Genomic DNA, 18,964 nt, shown 5'->3' with positions numbered 1-18,964 from the left:
CCGCACCGCGCGCGCGGCCCGCGATGGCCCCGTGGGAGGTGGGTCCCGGTCCGGCGGCGGGGGCGGCGGTCCTCGTGGGCAGGCCGGGACGGCTGGCGGCGCGGGCTGCGGCCATCGACCGGCTGTATCTGGGGGAAGAAGGGGGGGAGATGCCGGACGTGCCGGGCGACTCCGGGGGGGCTCCGGAGACGGCGAACCCGATACTGGAGGCGGATCTGGCCCTGCTGGGCGGCCCGCGCATCCGCCAGCTGATCGGACTGTTTGCCTCCCAGGGGGCGGCCCTGGTGGCCGGGCTGGCAAGCAGCGAGGGGGAGGCGCGGCGGGCGTTGGCCCACAAGCTCAAGGGGAGCGCCCTGGCGCTCGGGCTGGACACCTTCGCGGCGCAGTGCGCCGCCGTGGAGGAGGGGGGCGGTGACCCGGCACGGCTGCCCATGTACTTTGACGAGGCGATGGCCGGTCTAGAGGCGTGGCAGGCGCGGCACCTGCCGCCGGCATAAGCAATCCCGTGGCGCCCGCTCTCGCGGGCTATTCCGTCTCGCGATAGAGCTCCTGCTTGCAGCGGGGGCAGATGTGCTGGCGCCGGTAATCCAGCTGGTGCACCAGACCGACTTCCAGCTGCTGGTGGTGACCGCAATGAATGCAAAAGACGATGTCGCCATCGGTGGCGCCGGGGTGGGCCGCCAGGTATTGCTCCCGGGTGGGCAGCGACTCCCAGCGGGTGACGCAGGCCCCCTTGCGGCTGCCGGTGTAATAGACCCAGTAGAAGAGAGCGAAGACCGCGACAATCAAGAACAGCATCAGGTGATCCATCATGGTGTTTCCCCTTGTGGTCCGGGATGAAAACGCATGGCGTGTGCCGCATCGGGCCGGGCGGATGCGACGCTCAATAAAATGTTATCTGTTAATAACCGCTGCAACCTTGATCTGGCCCCGGTTTTGCGGCCTGCGCGGGGGAGAGGGGCGAATCGGGAACCGCTGGGTGAGTGCCGGATGGCTCGAACCTGGAGGCCATGCGGATTTCGAGATTTGCGACGTATTTTACATTTTATAAACATTTTTTTGGGTGGTCGGACTGTCTCTTTGATCCAGCTCACGTTACAATGCGCGGGCCCACTTCACCTATCGCGCAAACGATTTTCAGGAGATAAACGGATGTTGAAACGTGACATGACCATCGCCGGCTATGATCCAGAGCTGTGGCAGGCCATCACAGACGAGACCCGTCGTCAGGAAGAGCACATCGAGCTGATTGCGTCTGAGAACTACACCAGCCCCCGCGTCATGGAGGCCCAGGGCTCCCAGCTGACCAACAAGTATGCCGAAGGTTACCCGGCCAAGCGCTACTACGGTGGTTGCGAGTATGTGGATGTGGTTGAAACCCTGGCCATCGAGCGCGCCAAAGAGCTGTTCGGTGCCACCTACGCCAACGTGCAGCCGCACTCCGGCTCCCAGGCCAACAGCGCCGTCTACATGGCTCTGCTGCAGCCGGGCGACACCGTGCTGGGCATGAACCTGGCCCACGGCGGTCACCTGACCCACGGCTCCCCCGTCAACTTCTCCGGCAAGCTGTACAACATCATCCCCTACGGCATCGACGAGTCCGGCAAGATCGACTACGACGAGATGGAGCGCCTGGCCGTTGAGCACAAGCCGAAGATGATGATCGGTGGCTTCTCCGCCTACTCCGGCATCGTCGACTGGGCCCGTATGCGCGAAATCGCTGACAAGATCGGTGCTTACCTGTTCGTGGACATGGCCCACGTGGCGGGTCTGATCGCCGCCGGCGTCTACCCGAACCCGGTGCCCCACGCTCACGTGGTCACCTCCACCACCCACAAGACCCTGGCCGGTCCGCGCGGTGGTCTGATCCTCTCCGCCGCTGACGACGAAGATCTGTACAAGAAGCTGAACTCCTCCGTCTTCCCGGGCGGTCAGGGCGGCCCGCTGATGCACGTCATCGCCGGCAAGGCTGTGGCCTTCAAGGAAGCGCTGGAGCCCGAGTTCAAGACCTATCAGGCCCAGGTCGTGAAGAACGCCAAGGCCATGGCTGCCACCTTTATCGAGCGCGGTTACAAGATCGTCTCCGGCGGTACCGACAACCACCTGATGCTGGTTGACCTTATCGGCCGCGAGCTGACCGGTAAGGATGCCGACGCTGCGCTGGGCAAGGCCAACATCACCGTCAACAAGAACTCCGTGCCGAACGACCCGCGTTCTCCGTTCGTGACCTCCGGCGTGCGTATCGGCACCCCGGCCATCACCCGCCGCGGCTTCAAGGAAGCCGAGTCCATCCAGCTGACCAACTGGATCTGCGACGTGCTGGACAACCACGACAACGACGAAGTGCTGGCCACCGTGCGCGAGAAGGTGCTGGACATCTGCCGTCGCTTCCCGGTCTATGCCTGATAACGGCTTACGCCCGGTTTGAGACCAATGCCACCTTCGGGTGGCATTGTTTTTTCTGGGCTTTTACCGGTTTTCCATGGCCGTGCTACACTGGCGGGCCAATTATCCTGGCCCTGTGGGGCCGGCGCCCTTTTCCGTCAACGCCGGAGGTCCGATGCATTGCCCTTTCTGTAGTGCCGTTGATACCAAGGTGATCGATTCCCGTCTGGTGGCCGAAGGCCATCAGGTGCGCCGCCGTCGTGAGTGCCTGCTCTGTCACGAGCGCTTCACGACCTTCGAGATGGCCGAACTGGTGATGCCACGGGTCATCAAGTCCAATGGCTCCCGCGAACCCTTCAACGAAGACAAGCTGCGCGCCGGCATTCTGCGGGCGCTGGAGAAGCGGCCGGTGAGCATGGAGGCCATCGAGAAGGCGGTCAACCACATCAAGTCCCGCCTGCGGGCCACCGGCGAGCGCGAAGTGGCCTCCGAGCTGGTGGGCAACCTGGTGATGGACGAGCTCAAGGGACTCGACAAGGTGGCCTATATCCGCTTTGCCTCCGTCTACCGCAGCTTTGAAGACATACGTGAGTTCGGCGAAGAGATCGCCAAGCTGGAGAAGTAAGCCTGCGTCAGGCTCTGTGTGAATGACCCTCTTTTCTCGCCTGTAACGGGAGCCCAGATGTTTAGTCAAGACGATTACCAATGGATGAGCCGGGCCCTCGAACTGGCCCGCCGTGGCCGCTACACCACGGCCCCCAACCCTTGCGTCGGTGCCGTGCTGGTGAAGGCCGGCGTGGTGGTGGGGGAGGGCTGGCACCAGCGTGCCGGCGAACCCCATGCCGAGGTCTATGCCCTGCACGCGGCCGGCGAAGAGGCCCGCGGCGCCACCGCCTACGTGACCCTGGAGCCCTGCTCCCATCACGGGCGCACGCCCCCCTGCGCCGAGGCGCTGATCAAGGCCGGGGTGACCCGGGTGGTCGCCGCCATGGTGGATCCCAATCCCCAGGTGGGGGGGCGCGGGTTGCGCATGCTCTCCGAGGCGGGGATCAAGACCGACTTCGGCCTGCTGGCCGCCGAGGCCGAGGCCCTCAACCCGGGCTTCTTCAAGCGGATGCGCACCGCCTTCCCGCAGGTGACGGTCAAGCTCGGCGCCAGCCTCGATGGCCGCACCGCCATGGCGAGCGGCGAGAGCCAGTGGATCACCTCCCCGGAGGCGCGCCGCGACGTGCAGCGGCTGCGGGCCCACCACGATGCGGTGCTCTCCAGCGCCGAAACCGTGCTGGCGGACAACGCCTCCCTGACCGTGCGCTGGGATGAGCTTCCCCCCTCGGTCAAGGCCGCCTATCCCAGGGAGGCCCTGCGCCAGCCGCTGCGGGTCATCGTCGATTCCCAAAACCGGCTCACCCCCGACCTGCCCCTGTTCCAGAGCGAGAGCCCGGTACTGCTGGCCCGCCACAAGGCCGCTGGCGACTGGCCTGCCTGGGTGCAACAGCTGGAAGTGCCGCTCCTGGACGGCAAGCTGGATCTGGTCAGCCTCTTCATGCTGCTGGCCAAACAGAACATCAACTCGGTGCTGGTGGAGGCGGGGCCCCGCCTGTGCGGTGCCCTGCTGGAGAAGGGGCTGGTGGACGACCTGGTGCTCTATCAGGCCCCCAAGCTGATGGGGGACGAGGGACGGGGCCTGTTCCATCTGCCCGGGCTGACCCGGCTGTTCCAGGCACCCAAGCTCAACATCAAGGATGTGCGGCTGGTGGGGCAGGATATTCGCATCAGCGCCAAGGTGGCGTGAGGCGCCCGGGCCCGGCCGGCGGGGAGCCTCGTCGTCGCCAGCTGGCCCGATCTTTCAACGTTCAAGGGGGCGAGTCCCCCTCATCAGCAAGGTGATCTGCATGTTTACCGGAATTATCGAAGCGGTGGGAACCCTGGCCGAGCTGTGCCGCCAGGGGGAGGACATGGCCCTCACCGTGCACGCGCCCACCCTGGACTTTAGCGACGTCAAACTGGGGGATTCCATCGCCACCAACGGCGTCTGTCTCACCGTGGTCGCCCTGGGTGACCAGCGCTACACCGCCGACGTCTCCCTGGAAACCCTCTCCCGCACCGGATTTTCCGCCGCCAGGGTGGGGGATCCGGTCAACCTGGAGAAGGCGCTGATGCCCACCTCCCGCCTCGGCGGCCACCTGGTCTCCGGCCATGTGGATGGCATCGGCGAGGTGAAGAGCAAGTCATCCAGCGGGCGCGCCATCGAATACTGGATAGAGGCGCCGGCGGAACTCTCCCGCTACATTGCCGAGAAGGGGTCCATCGCGGTGGATGGCATCAGCCTCACGGTCAACGCCGTGCAGGGGGAACTGTTTCGCCTGACCATAGTGCCCCACACCGCCCAGGAGACCACCATTGCCCGTTGGAAGCCGGGGTATCGCGTCAACCTCGAGGTGGATCAGATAGCCCGCTATCTGGAGCGGCTGATGATGGGCAAGGGCCAGGAGAGCACGACCTCCACCCTGACCCTGGAGAAGCTGGCCCAGTCCGGTTTCCTGTGAGGACGCGGCAGAAAAACGCGGTTCTGTGATCCCGCTCGGATTGAAAGCGGGCCCAGTGCCCCCATCTAGAGCCACATAAACCTAGGTCGAGTCGAGCCTCAGGCTCGCTCCCCACGCACATTGATGGAGTAGCCCATGGCGCTGAGTACAACCCAGGAAATCATTGCCGATATCAAGGCTGGCAAGATGGTGATCCTGATGGACGACGAAGACAGGGAGAACGAAGGGGACCTGATCATGGCCGCCTCCTGTGTCCGCCCGGAAGATATCAACTTCATGGCCCGCTACGGCCGGGGGCTCATCTGCCTGACCCTGACCCGGGATCGCTGCAAGCAGCTGGCGCTGCCGCTGATGGTCGACCGCAACAATGCCCAGTTCTCTACCGCCTTCACCGTCTCCATCGAGGCGGCCGAGGGGGTGACCACCGGCATCTCTGCCGCCGATCGCGCCGTCACGGTGCAGGCCGCCGTTGCCCCCAATGCCAAGGCTGCCGATCTGGTGCAGCCTGGTCACATCTTCCCGCTGATGGCCCAGGATGGCGGAGTGCTGACTCGCGCCGGCCACACCGAAGCCGGCTGCGATCTGGCCCGTCTGGCCGGGTATGAGCCTGCGTCCGTCATCGTTGAAATCCTCAACGAAGACGGCACCATGGCGCGCCGCCCGGATCTCGAGCTTTTCGCCGAGCAGCACGGCATCAAGCTCGGCACCATTGCGGATCTCATCGAGTACCGCAACCAGCACGAGACCACGGTGGAGAAGGTGGCCGAATGCAAGCTGCCTACCGAATACGGCGAGTTTGACCTCGTCACCTTCCGCGACACCATCGACAACCAGATCCATTTCGCCCTGAAGAAGGGGGAGGTGAAGGCCGATCAGCCGACCCTGGTGCGGGTGCACCTGCACGACGTGCTGAGCGATCTGCTGCTGACCGACCGTCACAGCGCCCGCAGCTGGCCGCTGCCCAAGTCCATGGCCCGCATCGCCGACGAGGGCGGTGTGCTGGTGATCCTGGGGGCGGAAGCCCATGGCGCCGAGCTGCTGGCCCGGGTCAAGGGCTTCGAGGCTGCGGACAAGGGGCTGGCACCGGAAGGGGCCAAGTGGCAGGGCACCTCGCGTCGGGTTGGCGTGGGCTCCCAGATCCTCAAGGCGCTGGGTGTGGGCAAGATGCGTCTGCTGAGCTCCCCCAAGAAGTATCACGCCCTCGGTGGCTTCGGCCTTGAGGTCGTGGAATACGTCGGCGAATAAGCGCCCCGTCAGGCTGACATCCCGATCATGGCCGCCCGTTGCGGCTATGGTTTTTTGTCGCGGGTCTGTTGTGCTAGAATGTGCGCACTTTTGGCCGCGGCCCCATTGACGGCCCTACTGATTGCACAGAGACAGGATTTCCAATGAAGATTATCGAAGGAAATATCGCCGCTCCCGAGGCGCGTGTTGCTATTGTCGTTGCCCGTTTCAACAGCTTCATCAATGACAGCCTGGTGAACGGTGCACTGGACGTGCTGAAGCGTCAAGGTCAGGTCCAGGAGAGCAATCTGACCCTGGTACGCGTACCGGGTGCCGTTGAAATCCCCCTGGCGGCCAAGAAGCTGGCCAAGAGCGGTCAATACGACGCCATCGTCGCGCTCGGCACCGTCATCCGTGGCGGTACCTACCACTTCGAACTGGTGGCGAGCGAGAACGGCAAGGGTCTGGCCCAGGTAATGATGGAATACGACATTCCCGTTGCCTTCGGCGTGCTGACCACAGAAAACATCGAACAAGCCATCGAGCGCGCCGGTACCAAGGCGGGTAACAAGGGTGCAGAGGCTGCACTGAGCGCGCTCGAAATGATCAACGTCCTGAAACAACTGGACGTGTAACGAGGAGAAATGCATTGAAACCGTCCGAGCGCCGTAAGGCCCGCCATTGCGCCACCCAGGCCATCTACCAGTGGCAGATGACCCAGGCCAATGTGGGCGACATCGAAGAGCAGTTCAAGATCGATCAGGACACCAAGGGTGTGGACCTGAACTATTTCCGCGATCTGCTGTTCGGGGTTGCGGTCCACTGCAACGAGCTGGACAAGGTGTTCGCACCTTTCCTCTCCCGTCCGCTGGAAGAAGTGGACATGGTGGACAAGGCGATCCTGCGTCTGGCGACCTACGAGCTGACCCGTCGTGAAGATGTGCCGCCCCGCGTGGTGATCAACGAAGCGATCGAGCTGGCCAAAGCCTTCGCCGCCGATGACAGCCACAAGTTTGTCAACGGCGTACTGGACAAGGTGATCAAGACGCTGCCCAAGCGTTGATCCCGCTGTCCGTCAGCATTTAAGAGAGGAGCCAGCTTATTGCTGGCTTTTTACTGTATGGGTGAATTCGAGCTGATTGAGAAGTACTTCAAGGTCCCCCACGCCCGCAAGGACGTGGTGATGGGCCCTGGAGATGACTGTGCCCTGCTGACCCTGCCCCCCGACACCCAGTTGGCGGTGAGCACGGACACCCTGGTGAGCGGCGTGCACTTCTTCCCCGACATGGATCCGGTGGATCTCGGCTACAAGGCGCTGGCGGTCAACCTGTCCGATCTCGCCGCCATGGGGGCCGAGCCGCGCTGGGTCTCCCTGGCCCTGACCCTGCCCGCTGTCAACGAGGCCTGGGTCGCCGGCTTCGCCGAGGGATTCCTCGAGCTGGCGGAGTATTACAATGTGGCCCTGGTGGGCGGTGACATGACCCGGGGGCCCCTCTCCATCACCGTCTCGGTGAAGGGATCCGTGCCGGCCGGTCGCGCCCTGATGCGCAGCGGCGCCAAGGCCGGGGACGGCGTCTATGTGACCGGTACCCTGGGGGATGCCGCCTTGGCGCTCTCCCACCTTCTGGGCAAGCGCACCCTCAACGAGAACCAGCTGGCGGCCGTGCTGCCGAGGCTTGACCATCCCCATCCCCGCATCCTGGCCGGCCAGGCCCTGCGCGGGCTGGCCAGCAGCGCCCTGGATCTCTCCGACGGTCTGGCCTCGGATCTGGGTCACATCCTCAAGGCCTCCGGCGTGCGGGCACAGATCGATCTCAATCTGCTGCCCCTCTCGCCGGTGCTGCAGGATGCGGTGCCCGCCATGGATGCCTGGCAGCTGGCCCTGGCCGGTGGCGACGACTACGAGCTCTGCTTCACCGTCCCGCAGGAGCATCACGGCGCCCTGGACACGGCGCTCGCCAACTGTGGCGTCAGGTTCACCCGCATCGGCCGCATCCTGGCAGGGGAGCCCGGCATCGACTACCTGCAGGATGAGCAGCCGGTCGAACTCCACCTCAAGGGTTGGGACCACTTCGCATGACGTTTCTCAAGATAAAGCCCGAGCTCAAACGGCTGAACCTCCGCAACCCGCTCCATTTCCTGGCGGTGGGCTTCGGCTCCGGCCTCTCCCCCAAGGCGCCTGGCACCATGGGGACCCTGGCGGCCATCCCGCTCTACCTGCTGGTGAGCGGTCTTCCTACGCCCTGGTTCATCGCCTTGTTGGTGGTGGGCTTCGTGGCGGGGATACGCATCTGCCAGAGCGCCACCGATGCCCTCGGCATGCCGGATCACGGGGCCATCGTCTGGGACGAGGTGATCGGCTTCGGCGTCACCATGATAGCGGCGCCCGCCGGCTGGGAGTGGGTCCTGGCCGGCTTCGCGCTGTTCCGGCTGTTCGATGTGCTCAAACCCTGGCCCATATCCTGGTTCGATCGCCGCATCCACGGCGGCCTTGGCATCATGCTGGACGATCTCATCGCCGGCCTGTTTGCCCTGCTGTGCATGCAGCTGCTGGCACGCTGGTAAGGCCGCGGGTGAGGGGGCGCCAGCTCTCTGCCCTGTTCTGCTGTCACCGCGCCTGTCGCCCCGAAGGGGGCGGCAGGCACCCTCCGATGTCCCCTCTTTTGCGTCTCTGTCCGGGCTGACGGCCTGCCGGCCCTTGGGCGGGAGAGTGGCTCCTGAATGCCCCGTCAGACCCCGAACTGTTTTGTATGCAATCTCCCCCGGCTGGCACCGTGACCCTGTGTCGGGCGCTGGTTGAAGATCCTGGATTATCACTATTTATCTCTGCTTAGTTTTCCTTCCACCAGATATGCTCTCGTCAAAAAAACATTTCACATAAATATTCACTACTCATTCGAAGCTTGCTAGTTTATTCCCTATAGTGGAAATTACGGCTTGTTATCATTTTGTTGAAACATAAATGGAAAGAAGTCTCGCATTGCCATCTTAATCTCTGGTAATGTGACTTTTGACGACATATTTAGCCCGCAAAGCCGGCATGAACTCGGCAAAGTATTGCGAAATTGTATAACTGGATCATTTACACCTGCGGGCAAACCGACTAACTTACTCGCGGGTTATTCCAAAAAAATGCAAAAAACCCGCCCGGATCGCTGGTTTGGCTGCCTCATGGATTGAGCGTTTATGACACAACAAAGGCTCTCGAGCAGTACCCAAGGCACAACCAGCATCTGCGGCTGATTTACGGACGAATTATTTGGGACGGATGTCCCCCGCAGAGGTAACCATGTCCTTGCTTGAAGTCAAAAACTTGCGGATCGAGTACCCCTCCCGCTACGGGGTGCTGGCCGCGGTCAAGGATCTCTCTTTTTCCGTGGAAAAGGGCGAGATCGTCGGCGTTGTCGGTGAATCCGGCGCCGGCAAATCCACCATCGGCAACGCCGTCATCGATCTGTTGAGCCCGCCCGGTCGCATCGCCCGCGGCGACATCTACCTCAACGGTGAACTCATCTCCGGCAAGAGTCAGAACGAGATGCGGGCCATTCGCGGCTCACGCATCGGTTTCATCTTCCAGGATCCCATGACCTCCCTCAACCCGCTGTTCACCGTGGAGCGGCAGCTGGTGGAGACCATACTCGCCAACACCGATCTTGACCGCGAGGCGGCCTTTGCCAAGGCCCTCGAGCTGATGGGGGCGGTGGGGATCCCGAACCCGGAACTGCGCATCAAGCAGTATCCGCACCAGTTCTCCGGCGGCATGCGCCAGCGGGTGGTCATCGCCATCGCCCTCTCCGGCGATCCCGAGCTCATCATCGCCGACGAGCCGACCACGGCGCTGGACGTTTCCATCCAGGATCAGATCCTCCAGCTCATCCGCACCCTGTGCAAGGAGCGTCAGGTAGGCTGCATGCTGGTGACCCACGACATGGGCGTGGTCTCCAACGTCACCGACAAGGTGGCGGTCATGTATCGCGGCGATCTGGTGGAGTTCGGCACCACGGAACAGGTGCTGGGCCGCCCCAACCATCCCTATACCCGCAGCCTCATCTCGGCGGTGCCCCGCTCCGATGTCAAGCTGGTGCGCTTCCCCCTGGTCTCCTATATCGAGGATGCCGGCGCGGCGGATACCAGCATCGATCTGAAGACCCACTGGCTCGGTCAGAGCCAGGACGAGCGCAGCTATGAAGGGGCCCTGCTGCGAGTGGAGAACGTGGATCTGAAGTTCGTCACCAAGGATTCCTTCTTCCCGAGCCGCCGCCAGTACGTGCGCGCCTGCAACAACATCAGCTTCGAGATCTTCGAAGGGGAAACCTTCGGTCTGGTGGGGGAGTCCGGCTCCGGCAAGTCCACCATCGCCCGGGCCATCACCGGCCTCTATCCGCCCGATGCCGGCAAGATCGTGTTCGAGGGGATCGATCTCACTGCCCTGAAGGGAGAGCACGAGCGTCGCCCGCTGCGCCGCCAGATGCAGATGGTGTTCCAGAACCCCTATTCGTCCATGAACCCGCGCATGAAGGTACGTGACATCATCGCCGAGCCGATCCGCTTCCACCGCCTCGCCGAGAGCGAGCGGCAGATTGAGCAGATCGTGGCGGACCTCCTCGACCACGTCGGTCTGGGCAGCGGAGCAGGGGTCAAGTATCCCCACGAGTTCTCCGGTGGTCAGCGCCAGCGCATTTCCATCGCCCGCGCCCTGGCGACCCGGCCGCGCTTCCTCATCTGCGACGAGCCTACCTCGGCGCTGGATGTGTCGGTACAGGCCCAGATCCTGAACCTGCTCAAGGATCTGCAACAGGAGCTTGGCCTCACCATGCTGTTCATCAGCCACGATCTGCCGGTCATCCGTCAGATGTGCGATCGCATCGGGGTGATGCAGCACGGCAACCTGGTGGAGGTGGCCGAGACCGAGAAACTGTTTACCAATGCCGAGCATGAGTACAGCCGCAAGCTGATCTCCCTCATGCCGGAATTTAAGGGAATGTCCCGCGAGGGGCTGGAAATCGCAAGCTAGGAAAGCACCGGTTCGCCGGTTTGTCTGTCAATAAAAAGCCAAAAGCATGGAGAAAGACATGAAGAAAGGATTATCCAAGATCGCCATGGCGCTGTTCGCCGCTGGTCTCGCGTTCAACGTTTCCGCTGCCGACATCAAGGTCGCCGTCGCCTCCGACGCCACCTCGCTGGACCCGCAGGAGCAGCTGTCCGGTCAGACTCTGGAGATGTCTCACCTGGTATTCGACCCCCTGATGCGCTACACCCAGGACCTGCAGTTCGAGCCGCGCCTGGCCGAGAAGTATGAGCGCATCGACGACAAGACCGTCCGCTTCCACCTGCGCAAGGGCGTCAAGTTCCACTCCGGCAACGACTTCACCGCCGACGACGTGGTCTGGACCGTCAACCGTCTGAAGGCTTCCCCGGACTTCAAGGCGATCTTCGACCCCATCGCAGAAGCCAAGAAGGTGGATGATTTCACCGTGGATCTCGTCACCGCCAAGCCGTTCCCGCTGGTGCTGCAGACCGTGACCTACATCTTCCCGATGGACTCCAAGTTCTATACCGGCAAGACCGAAGCGGGCAAGGACAAGGCCGAGATCGTCAAGAACGGTGACTCCTTCGCCTCCACCAATGTCTCCGGTACCGGTCCGTTCAGCGTCAAGTTCCGCGAGCAGGGCGTGAAGCTGGAATACGTGCGCAACGCCAACTACTGGGACAAGGCCTCCAAGGGCAACGTCGAGAACCTGACCGTGGTGCCGATCAAGGAAGACGCCACCCGTGTGGCTGCCCTGCTGGGTGGCGACGTGGACATGATCTACCCGGTTGCCCCGAACGATCTGGAGCGCGTGAAGAACGGCAAGGATTCCCAGCTGGTCACCCTGTCCGGTACCCGCGCCATCATCATCGAGCTGAACCAGAACACCAACCCGGCGCTGAAAGACAAGCGCGTGCGTCAGGCGATCAACTACGCCATCAACCAGGTGGGTATCGTCGACAAGATCAACAAGGGCTTCGGTACCCCGGCCGGTCAGCTGAGCCCGAAGGGCTACGCAGGCTACAACGAGGCGCTCAAGCCCCAGTATGATCTGGCCAAGGCCAAGGAGCTGATGAAGGAAGCCGGTTACGAGAAGGGCTTCAAGATGAGCTTCATCTCCCCGGCTGCCCGCTACGTCAACGACGTGAAGATCGCCCAGGCCGTCTCCGCCATGCTGTCCAAGATCAACATCAAGGTGGATCTGAAGACCATGCCGGTGGCCCAGTACTGGCCGGAGTTTGACAAGTGCGCCGCTGACATGCAGCTGATCGGCTGGCACTCCGACACCGAAGACAGTGCGAACTTCTTCGAGTTCCTGACCTTCACCAAGGATGCCAAGACCGGCATGGGTCAGTACAACTGCGGCGGCTATGCCAACGCGGAAGCTGACAAGATGGTGATGGAAGCGAACACCGAGACCGATCCGGCCAAGCGCGCCGCCATCCTGCAGAAGGTGGAAGCCATGCTGATCGACGACGCCGCCTATGTGCCGCTGCACTGGGAAGACCTGGCCTATGGTGCCAAGAAGAACGTCGACATCAAGCCGGTGGTCAACGTGATGAACTTCCCTTACCTGGGTGACCTGGTGGTCAACAAGTAAGCGCAAGTCGCAAGGAAGGACTGGGTGGCGCGGCCAAGGTCGCGCCACCCACTAACAGAAGCCTGTGCCAAGACACAGGCCACGTAGAAGGACAAGCATGTTTACATTCCTGCTGAAACGGTTCTATCAGGCCGTGATAGTGATGTTCGTCATCAGCCTGGTCGCCTTCTCCATCCAGGACAATCTGGGGGATCCGCTGCGCGAGCTGGTGGGACAATCCGTCTCCGAGTCCGTGCGCCAGGAGCTGCGCGACAAGATGGGCCTCAACGACCCCTTTTTGGTGAAATACAGCCGCTTCCTGCAAAACGCAGTGCAAGGGGATCTGGGCACCTCCTATTTCTTCAAGCGACCGGCCCTCGAGGTGATCCTCGACAAGCTGGTGGCTACTCTTGAGCTGGTGTTTGCTGCTGCGCTCATCATCGTCGTGGTCTCCATTCCGCTGGGGGTTTATTCGGCGATCAGGCCTCGCAGCATCCTCACCAAGGTCATCATGGCGGTGAGCAGCATCGGCATCTCGATCCCGGTCTTCCTGACCGCCATCATGCTGATGTACCTCTTCTCCATCCAGCTGGGCTGGCTGCCGGCCTATGGCCGTGGCGAGACCGCCAACGTGCTGGGCTGGGAGTCAGGCTTCTTCACCTGGGATGGCATCCTGCACCTGATCCTGCCGGCAGTGTCGCTCTCCTCCATCATGCTGCCGCTGTTCATCCGGCTGGTGCGCTCCGAGATGCTGGAGCAGCTCTCCTCCGAGTACGTCAAGTTTGCCCGTGCCAAGGGGCTGGACAACAACAAGGTCTACTACCAGCACGCCCTGAAGAACACCATGCTGCCGGTCATCACCGTCGGCGGCGTTCAGATCGGCACTATGGTGGCCTACACCATACTGACCGAGAGCGTGTTCCAGTGGCCGGGGACCGGTTTCCTGTTCCTCGAGGCGATCCACCGGGTCGATACCCCCCTCATCACCGCCTACGTCATCTTCGTGGGCCTGATCTTCGTGGTGACCAATACCCTGGTCGACCTGCTCTACGGGTTGATCAACCCGACCGTCAACCTGACCGCCAAGGGGTAAGCACATGAGTAATGCAGTAACTGCGAGCCCGAGCCGCTGGGCACGCTTCAAGAACTCCGACATTGTCTACTACTTCCTGCGGGACAAGGTAGCCATGTTCAGCTTTGCGGTCTTCGTGGTCTTCGTGCTGGCGGCGATGCTGGCACCCTGGCTCGCGCCGCACAACGTCTATGACCAGACCAGCTTCGATCTGATGGATGCGGAGCTGCCCCCCTCCTGGCTGGAAGGGGGCGAGGAGCGCTTCTGGCTCGGCACCGACAACCAGGGCCGCGACATCTGGAGCACCATCCTCTATGGCGCCCGCATCTCCCTCACCATCGGCCTGTTCGCGGTGGGGCTGCAGCTGGTACTCGGCATCGTCATCGGCTTGATGGCCGGCTACTTCGGCGGCCGCATCGACAACCTGCTGATGCGTTTCGCCGACGTGCAGCTGTCGTTCTCCACCATGATGGTGGCGATCATCATCTCCGCCATCTTCCAGGCGACCTTTGGCTCCGAGTTCTACTCGAAATTTGCCATCGTGATGCTAGTGGTGATCATCGGCATCGCCGAGTGGCCGCAGTATGCCCGGACCGTGCGCGCCTCCGTGCTGGCCGAGAAGAAGAAGGAGTATGTGGAAGCGGCCAAGGTGATGGGCTTTCGTGCCCCGCGCATCATGTTCCGCCACATCCTGCCGAACTGCCTGTCACCCATCCTGGTCATCTCCACGGTGCAGGTGGCGAATGCCATCATGAGCGAGGCGGCGCTCTCCTTCCTCGGCCTGGGGATGCCGGTAGACCAGCCGTCACTGGGGTCGCTGATCAGCGTGGGCTTCAACTACATCTTCTCCGGCTCCTGGTGGATCACCGCCTTCCCGGGCATCTGCCTGGTGGTGCTGGTGCTGGTGATCAACCTGCTGGGTGACTGGCTGCGGGATGTGTTTAACCCGAAGATCTACAAGGGCTGATGGTGTCCTGTTCACCGGGCCGATGCGGCCATGGGGGAACAATCATCAGAGGATGAATGACAAGAAGGGCGCCAATATGGCGCCCTTCTTTATTGCTCGCAATTCTCGGTCTGGCGTGTTGCCAGCCGTGCGTCAGGCTTTTAGCCAGCCTTCGATGCTGGCCAGGATGCCTGCGCCGTCCAGCCCCAGCTGGGCGTAGATCTCTTCCTGGGTACCCTGCTCGATGAAGCGGTCGGGCAGGCCCAGGTTCAGCATCGGCTTGCACTGCTTGTTGCGCATCAGCAGCTCGTTCACCGCGGAGCCGGCCCCGCCCATGATGGCGTTGTCTTCCAGGGTGACGAAGTGATCGTGGGTGGCGGCCAGGGAGAGCACCAGTTCTTCATCCATCGGCTTGACGAAGCGCATGTCCACCAGGGTGGCATCGAGGGCCTCGGCGGCCGCTCTGGCCTGTTGCAACAGGGTACCAAACGCCAGGATGGCGGTACCCTTGCCCTGGCGCACGATCCGGCCCTTGCCGAGCGCCAGCGCCTGCATCTCGCTCTCGGCCTGGATGCCGGTGCCGCTGCCACGGGGATAGCGCACCGCCGCAGGCCCGTTGCACAGGTAGCCGGTGTAGAGCATCTGGCGGCACTCGTTCTCGTCGGACGGGGTCATCACCACCATGTTCGGCACGGTGCGCAGGAAGCTGATGTCAAATGCACCCTGGTGGGTGGGGCCGTCGGCCCCCACCAGGCCGGCCCGGTCGATGGCGAACAGCACCGGCAGGTTCTGCAGTGCCACGTCGTGGATCAGCTGGTCATAGGCCCGCTGCAGGAAGCTCGAATAGATGGCGACTACCGGCTTCTTGTCGGCGATGGCGAGGCCGGCGGCGAAGGTGACCGCATGCTGCTCGGCGATGGCCACGTCGAAGTAGCGATCCGGATACTGCTGGCTGAACTTCACCAGACCTGAGCCTTCACGCATGGCGGGGGTGATGCCGACCACGCGCTCGTCCCTGGCTGCCATGTCGCACAGCCACTGGCCGAAGATGGCGGAGAAGGTCGGCTTGCCACCGGCGCTCTTGGGCAGGGCACAGTCGTCCGGGTTGAATTTGGGCACAGCGTGATAGCCGATGGGGTCTTTTTCCGCCGGCTCGTAGCCCTTGCCCTTCTTGGTCTTGACGTGCAGCAGCTGGGGACCCTTGAGGTTGCGCATGTTGCGCAGGGTTTCGACCAGGGCGTGGATGTCGTGACCGTCGATGGGGCCGATGTAGTTGAAGCCGAACTCCTCGAACAGGGTGCCAGGAACCACCATGCCCTTGAGGTGCTCCTCGGCCCGCTTGGCCAGCTCCTTGACCGGCGGCAGACCCGCCAGCACCTTCTTGCCGCCCTCGCGGATGGTGGTGTAGAGCTTGCCGGACATCAGCCTGGCGAGGTGGTTGTTCAGGGCGCCCACGTTCTCGGAGATGGACATCTCGTTGTCGTTGAGGATCACCAGCATGTCCTTGTGGACGTCGCCGGCGTGGTTGAGGGCCTCGAACGCCATGCCGGCGGTGATGGCGCCGTCACCGATGACCGCGACCACCTTGCGGCCAAGGCCTTCGCTCTCGGCGGCCACCGCCATGCCGAGCGCCGCCCCGATGGAGGTGCTGGAGTGGCCCACGCTGAGCACGTCGTACTCGCTCTCTTCCCGCCAGGGGAAGGGGTGCAGGCCATCTTTCTGGCGAATGGTGTGAATGCGATCCCGCCGTCCGGTCAGGATCTTGTGGGGATAGGCCTGATGGCCCACGTCCCAGACCAGGCGATCGAAGGGGGTGTTGTAGACGTAGTGCAGGGCGACCGTCAGCTCGACGGTACCAAGGCCAGAGGCGAAGTGGCCGCTGGAGCGGCTCACCGAGCGCAGCAAGTACTCACGCAGCTCGTTGCACAGCACAGGCAGCCGCTCGAAGGGGAGGGATCGCAACTCGACCGGCGTGTCCGCGAGGGCCAGGTTGGGGAAATCGCTAATATCAACGCTCATTTTGTTACTGTTATCCAGCGTTTAGTGGGTTCGCTCGATGATGTAATCGGCAAACGCTTCCAGAATGTCGGTATTGTAGGGCAAGGATTGCAGGGCTGTTAAGGCCTTGTCATGCAGTTCGCGAGCCAGCTCACGGGCATTGTCGAGTCCGAGCAGGGCCGGATAGGTGCTCTTCTCCTGCGCCAGATCCGAGCCTTGCGGCTTGCCCAGGGTGGCGGTATCGCCGGTGATGTCGAGGATGTCATCCTGCACCTGGAAGGCCAGCCCGATGGCGGCGGCATAGGTCTGCAGGGCGGCCAGGGTGGCGGGTTCAACGTCGGCCTTGCACAGGGCGCCCAGGGTGACGGCGCACTCGATGAGGGCACCGGTCTTGTGGCGGTGCACCTGCTCCAGCTCGGCGAGGCTGATCTGGCGGCCCTCGGCCTCCAGATCCAGCGCTTGTCCGCCGCACATGCCCAGATACCCGGAGGCGCGGGCCAGGGCGCTCAGCATCTTGACCCGGTTGGCCATCAATTCGTCGGGCAGCGGATGATCGGCCAGGATGGAGAACGCCAGGGTCTGCAGGGCATCGCCGGCCAGGATGGCGGTGCCTTCGTCAAAGGCCTTGTGCACCGTCGGTTGACCGCGACGCAGGTCGTCGTTGTCCATGGCGGGCAGGTCGTCGTGCAGCAGGGAGTAGGCGTGGATACACTCCACCGCGGCGGCCGGACCGTCCAGCAGCTCGCTCTTGACGCCCAGCATCTCGCCCACGGCGTAGACCAGGAAGGGGCGAACCCGTTTGCCACCGAGCAGCAGACCATATTTCATCGCGTCCCGCAGACGCGGCGCCATAGCGGGCAAGGCTTCAAGCTGTGCCGAGAGGCAGGCGTCGATACGCTGTCGATGCTGGCGGGAGAAATCGTCCAGGGTCACTCACTCCTCTCCTTGCTCTGACTGAAAGGGGACCGCCTGCTCGCTGCCGTCGGCCTGGGTCAGCAGGATCTGGATCTTCTGTTCGGCCTGCTCCAGCTTCTGCTGGCCGGCACGCACCAGATGGATGCCCTGTTCGAATTGTTTGAGTGCCTCCTCGAGGGGGAGCGAACCCTGTTCCAGTTGATGCACTATGCTTTCCAGCTCTTCCAGGGTGGCATCAAAACTCAGACGGTCGATTTTTTTACTGGCCATGTCCATCCTCGGGGATTGAAAAAAACGGCTCATCTTAACATCGACCGGCCACAGGGGGGAGGCAGAAAAACGCGGCCTCCTCAAACTATCCTGACCCTGGCCGATAAGAACCGGCATGCAACCATGTATTGCCGATCGGCGATTGAGGCGTACCGGGCTTGCTGCCGGGGACGCAATAGCAGAAAATTCAACGCAATATAATTAGACGGCACGTTCGGCGACAGGAGTAGGGGTGTGGATTTAGGGAGTCTTATAGGCATAGTGCTGGGGTTCGGGGTCGTGGTGTACGGCATGCTGCTGGGCGGCCCCATGAGCATGTACGTGGACATGCCGTCGGTCTATATCACCATTCTGGGGTCTGTGTTCATCTGCATGATGAAGTTCAACCTCGGCCAGTTTCTGATGGCCTTCAAGGTGGCGGGCAAGGCCTTCATGTACAAGGGGGACAAGCTCGATGACCTGATTGCGAAGGCGGTGGAGCTGGCGGATGCGGCCCGCAAGGGGGGCTTCCTGGCCCTGGAGGCGGCGGAGATCCCCAACACTTTCATGAAGAAGGGGATCGACATGCTGGTGGACGGCCACGATGCTGACGTGGTGCGTGCCGTGATGGAGAAGGACATCGAGCTGACCGCAGAGCGCCATGCCATCGCCATCAAGGTGTTCCGTTCCCTCGGTGACCTCGGTCCTGCCATGGGCATGATAGGTACCCTTGTGGGCCTGGTGGCCATGCTGGCCAACATGAGTGACCCCAAATCCATCGGTCCGGCCATGGCGGTGGCCTTGCTGACGACCTTGTATGGCGCCATCGAGGCCAACATGATCGCCATCCCGATCGCGGACAAGCTGGAACTGCGCAGCGGCGAGGAACAACTGAGTCGCACCTTGATCCTCGACGCCATCATGGGGATCCAGGATGGACAGAACCCGAGAGTGATCCAGGCCATGTTGCAAAACTACCTGAATCAGTCCAAACGCAACAACGGGACCGAATAGGAGCGCA

At 62.6% G+C, this 18,964-nt stretch carries 19 protein-coding genes; 15 read left to right on the top strand and 4 right to left on the bottom strand.

Annotation, left to right across the window (positions count from 1 at the left end; all coding sequences use genetic code 11):
* The coding region (locus BN1136_RS13285; RefSeq protein ID WP_197068453.1) for an Hpt domain-containing protein at nucleotides 1-497 on the top strand (497 nt) is incomplete at its 5' end.
* Between the two features lie 28 nt (nucleotides 498-525).
* Here BN1136_RS13285 and BN1136_RS13280 read toward each other — a convergent pair.
* On the bottom strand, nucleotides 526-813 hold the full coding sequence (locus BN1136_RS13280) for a hypothetical protein (protein ID WP_043762267.1): 288 nt from the start codon (nucleotides 811-813) through the stop codon (nucleotides 526-528).
* Nucleotides 814-1,152: 339 nt separating this feature from the next.
* Between BN1136_RS13280 and glyA the strand changes: the two genes are divergently transcribed.
* The 13 genes from glyA (at nucleotide 1,153) to BN1136_RS13215 (ending at nucleotide 14,802) form a co-directional block, all read left to right on the top strand.
* Nucleotides 1,153-2,406: a serine hydroxymethyltransferase gene (gene glyA / locus BN1136_RS13275; RefSeq protein ID WP_043762266.1), complete on the top strand. Its 1,254-nt coding sequence runs from the start codon at nucleotides 1,153-1,155 to the stop codon at nucleotides 2,404-2,406.
* A gap of 154 nt (nucleotides 2,407-2,560) precedes the next feature.
* The gene (gene nrdR, locus BN1136_RS13270; RefSeq protein WP_005298086.1) at nucleotides 2,561-3,010 is read left to right on the top strand and encodes a transcriptional regulator NrdR; all 450 of its coding nucleotides are present in this window, start codon (nucleotides 2,561-2,563) and stop codon (nucleotides 3,008-3,010) included.
* A 57-nt stretch (nucleotides 3,011-3,067) separates the two neighbouring features.
* Nucleotides 3,068-4,177, top strand: coding sequence for a bifunctional diaminohydroxyphosphoribosylaminopyrimidine deaminase/5-amino-6-(5-phosphoribosylamino)uracil reductase RibD (gene ribD / locus BN1136_RS13265; RefSeq protein ID WP_043762264.1), 1,110 nt, complete (start codon nucleotides 3,068-3,070; stop codon nucleotides 4,175-4,177).
* 100 nt (nucleotides 4,178-4,277) lie between these two features.
* Entirely contained in the window at nucleotides 4,278-4,931 is a 654-nt protein-coding gene (locus BN1136_RS13260) for a riboflavin synthase (RefSeq protein WP_043762262.1), read from the top strand.
* 135 nt (nucleotides 4,932-5,066) lie between these two features.
* Nucleotides 5,067-6,176 carry a bifunctional 3,4-dihydroxy-2-butanone-4-phosphate synthase/GTP cyclohydrolase II gene (gene ribBA, locus BN1136_RS13255; protein WP_043762260.1) on the top strand — a complete coding sequence of 370 codons (1,110 nt, stop codon included), beginning with the start codon at nucleotides 5,067-5,069 and terminating at the stop codon, nucleotides 6,174-6,176.
* A gap of 143 nt (nucleotides 6,177-6,319) precedes the next feature.
* Nucleotides 6,320-6,790: a 6,7-dimethyl-8-ribityllumazine synthase gene (ribH, locus tag BN1136_RS13250; RefSeq protein WP_010675391.1), complete on the top strand. Its 471-nt coding sequence runs from the start codon at nucleotides 6,320-6,322 to the stop codon at nucleotides 6,788-6,790.
* A 14-nt stretch (nucleotides 6,791-6,804) separates the two neighbouring features.
* On the top strand, nucleotides 6,805-7,218 hold the full coding sequence (gene nusB, locus BN1136_RS13245; protein WP_010675390.1) for a transcription antitermination factor NusB: 414 nt from the start codon (nucleotides 6,805-6,807) through the stop codon (nucleotides 7,216-7,218).
* Between the two features lie 57 nt (nucleotides 7,219-7,275).
* Nucleotides 7,276-8,235 carry a thiamine-phosphate kinase gene (thiL, locus tag BN1136_RS13240; RefSeq protein WP_043762258.1) on the top strand — a complete coding sequence of 320 codons (960 nt, stop codon included), beginning with the start codon at nucleotides 7,276-7,278 and terminating at the stop codon, nucleotides 8,233-8,235.
* Nucleotides 8,232-8,720 carry a phosphatidylglycerophosphatase A family protein gene (locus BN1136_RS13235; protein ID WP_043762256.1) on the top strand — a complete coding sequence of 163 codons (489 nt, stop codon included), beginning with the start codon at nucleotides 8,232-8,234 and terminating at the stop codon, nucleotides 8,718-8,720. The genes thiL and BN1136_RS13235 overlap by 4 nt, the downstream gene beginning before the upstream one ends.
* A gap of 724 nt (nucleotides 8,721-9,444) precedes the next feature.
* Entirely contained in the window at nucleotides 9,445-11,169 is a 1,725-nt protein-coding gene (locus BN1136_RS13230) for a dipeptide ABC transporter ATP-binding protein (protein ID WP_043762255.1), read from the top strand.
* Between the two features lie 58 nt (nucleotides 11,170-11,227).
* The gene (locus BN1136_RS13225) at nucleotides 11,228-12,784 is read left to right on the top strand and encodes an ABC transporter substrate-binding protein (protein WP_043762254.1); all 1,557 of its coding nucleotides are present in this window, start codon (nucleotides 11,228-11,230) and stop codon (nucleotides 12,782-12,784) included.
* Nucleotides 12,785-12,881: 97 nt separating this feature from the next.
* The gene (locus tag BN1136_RS13220) at nucleotides 12,882-13,856 is read left to right on the top strand and encodes an ABC transporter permease (RefSeq protein WP_043762253.1); all 975 of its coding nucleotides are present in this window, start codon (nucleotides 12,882-12,884) and stop codon (nucleotides 13,854-13,856) included.
* 4 nt (nucleotides 13,857-13,860) lie between these two features.
* Nucleotides 13,861-14,802, top strand: coding sequence for an ABC transporter permease (locus tag BN1136_RS13215; RefSeq protein WP_043762252.1), 942 nt, complete (start codon nucleotides 13,861-13,863; stop codon nucleotides 14,800-14,802).
* 132 nt (nucleotides 14,803-14,934) lie between these two features.
* On the opposite strand, the gene dxs is transcribed toward BN1136_RS13215, so the two are convergent.
* The 3 genes from dxs to xseB are packed head-to-tail and all read right to left on the bottom strand — an operon-like array spanning nucleotide 14,935 to nucleotide 17,964.
* Complete coding sequence (gene dxs / locus BN1136_RS13210) at nucleotides 14,935-16,800, bottom strand: 1-deoxy-D-xylulose-5-phosphate synthase (RefSeq protein ID WP_043762251.1); 1,866 nt, start codon at nucleotides 16,798-16,800, stop codon at nucleotides 14,935-14,937.
* 21 nt (nucleotides 16,801-16,821) lie between these two features.
* Entirely contained in the window at nucleotides 16,822-17,712 is an 891-nt protein-coding gene (gene ispA / locus BN1136_RS13205; RefSeq protein ID WP_043762249.1) for a (2E,6E)-farnesyl diphosphate synthase, read from the bottom strand.
* A complete protein-coding gene (xseB, locus tag BN1136_RS13200) occupies nucleotides 17,713-17,964 on the bottom strand; it encodes an exodeoxyribonuclease VII small subunit (protein ID WP_043762294.1) in 252 nt (83 codons plus the stop codon).
* Between the two features lie 234 nt (nucleotides 17,965-18,198).
* Between xseB and pomA the strand changes: the two genes are divergently transcribed.
* Nucleotides 18,199-18,957, top strand: coding sequence for a flagellar motor protein PomA (gene pomA / locus BN1136_RS13195; RefSeq protein ID WP_043762248.1), 759 nt, complete (start codon nucleotides 18,199-18,201; stop codon nucleotides 18,955-18,957).
* Nucleotides 18,958-18,964: the final 7 nt, after the last annotated feature.

Source organism: Aeromonas taiwanensis, from assembly GCF_000820165.1.
Classification (GTDB): Bacteria; Pseudomonadota; Gammaproteobacteria; order Enterobacterales; family Aeromonadaceae; genus Aeromonas; species Aeromonas taiwanensis.
Note: the sequence above shows the minus strand (reverse complement) of the source record. Positions and strands in the feature narration are given on the sequence as shown.

Excerpts from the sequence above, each read along its gene's own strand:
- nrdR (WP_005298086.1), top strand. The coding sequence starts at position 2,561 with ATGCATTGCCCTTTCTGTAGTGCCGTTGATACCAAGGTGATCGATTCC.
- ribBA (WP_043762260.1), top strand. The coding sequence starts at position 5,067 with ATGGCGCTGAGTACAACCCAGGAAATCATTGCCGATATCAAGGCTGGC.
- glyA (WP_043762266.1), top strand. The coding sequence starts at position 1,153 with ATGTTGAAACGTGACATGACCATCGCCGGCTATGATCCAGAGCTGTGG.
- BN1136_RS13225 (WP_043762254.1), top strand. The coding sequence starts at position 11,228 with ATGAAGAAAGGATTATCCAAGATCGCCATGGCGCTGTTCGCCGCTGGT.
- BN1136_RS13230 (WP_043762255.1), top strand. The coding sequence starts at position 9,445 with ATGTCCTTGCTTGAAGTCAAAAACTTGCGGATCGAGTACCCCTCCCGC.
- ribH (WP_010675391.1), top strand. The coding sequence starts at position 6,320 with ATGAAGATTATCGAAGGAAATATCGCCGCTCCCGAGGCGCGTGTTGCT.
- BN1136_RS13235 (WP_043762256.1), top strand. The coding sequence starts at position 8,232 with ATGACGTTTCTCAAGATAAAGCCCGAGCTCAAACGGCTGAACCTCCGC.
- ribD (WP_043762264.1), top strand. The coding sequence starts at position 3,068 with ATGTTTAGTCAAGACGATTACCAATGGATGAGCCGGGCCCTCGAACTG.
- BN1136_RS13220 (WP_043762253.1), top strand. The coding sequence starts at position 12,882 with ATGTTTACATTCCTGCTGAAACGGTTCTATCAGGCCGTGATAGTGATG.
- BN1136_RS13260 (WP_043762262.1), top strand. The coding sequence starts at position 4,278 with ATGTTTACCGGAATTATCGAAGCGGTGGGAACCCTGGCCGAGCTGTGC.
- BN1136_RS13280 (WP_043762267.1), bottom strand. The coding sequence starts at position 813 with ATGATGGATCACCTGATGCTGTTCTTGATTGTCGCGGTCTTCGCTCTC.
- thiL (WP_043762258.1), top strand. The coding sequence starts at position 7,276 with ATGGGTGAATTCGAGCTGATTGAGAAGTACTTCAAGGTCCCCCACGCC.
- dxs (WP_043762251.1), bottom strand. The coding sequence starts at position 16,800 with ATGAGCGTTGATATTAGCGATTTCCCCAACCTGGCCCTCGCGGACACG.
- xseB (WP_043762294.1), bottom strand. The coding sequence starts at position 17,964 with ATGGCCAGTAAAAAAATCGACCGTCTGAGTTTTGATGCCACCCTGGAA.
- BN1136_RS13215 (WP_043762252.1), top strand. The coding sequence starts at position 13,861 with ATGAGTAATGCAGTAACTGCGAGCCCGAGCCGCTGGGCACGCTTCAAG.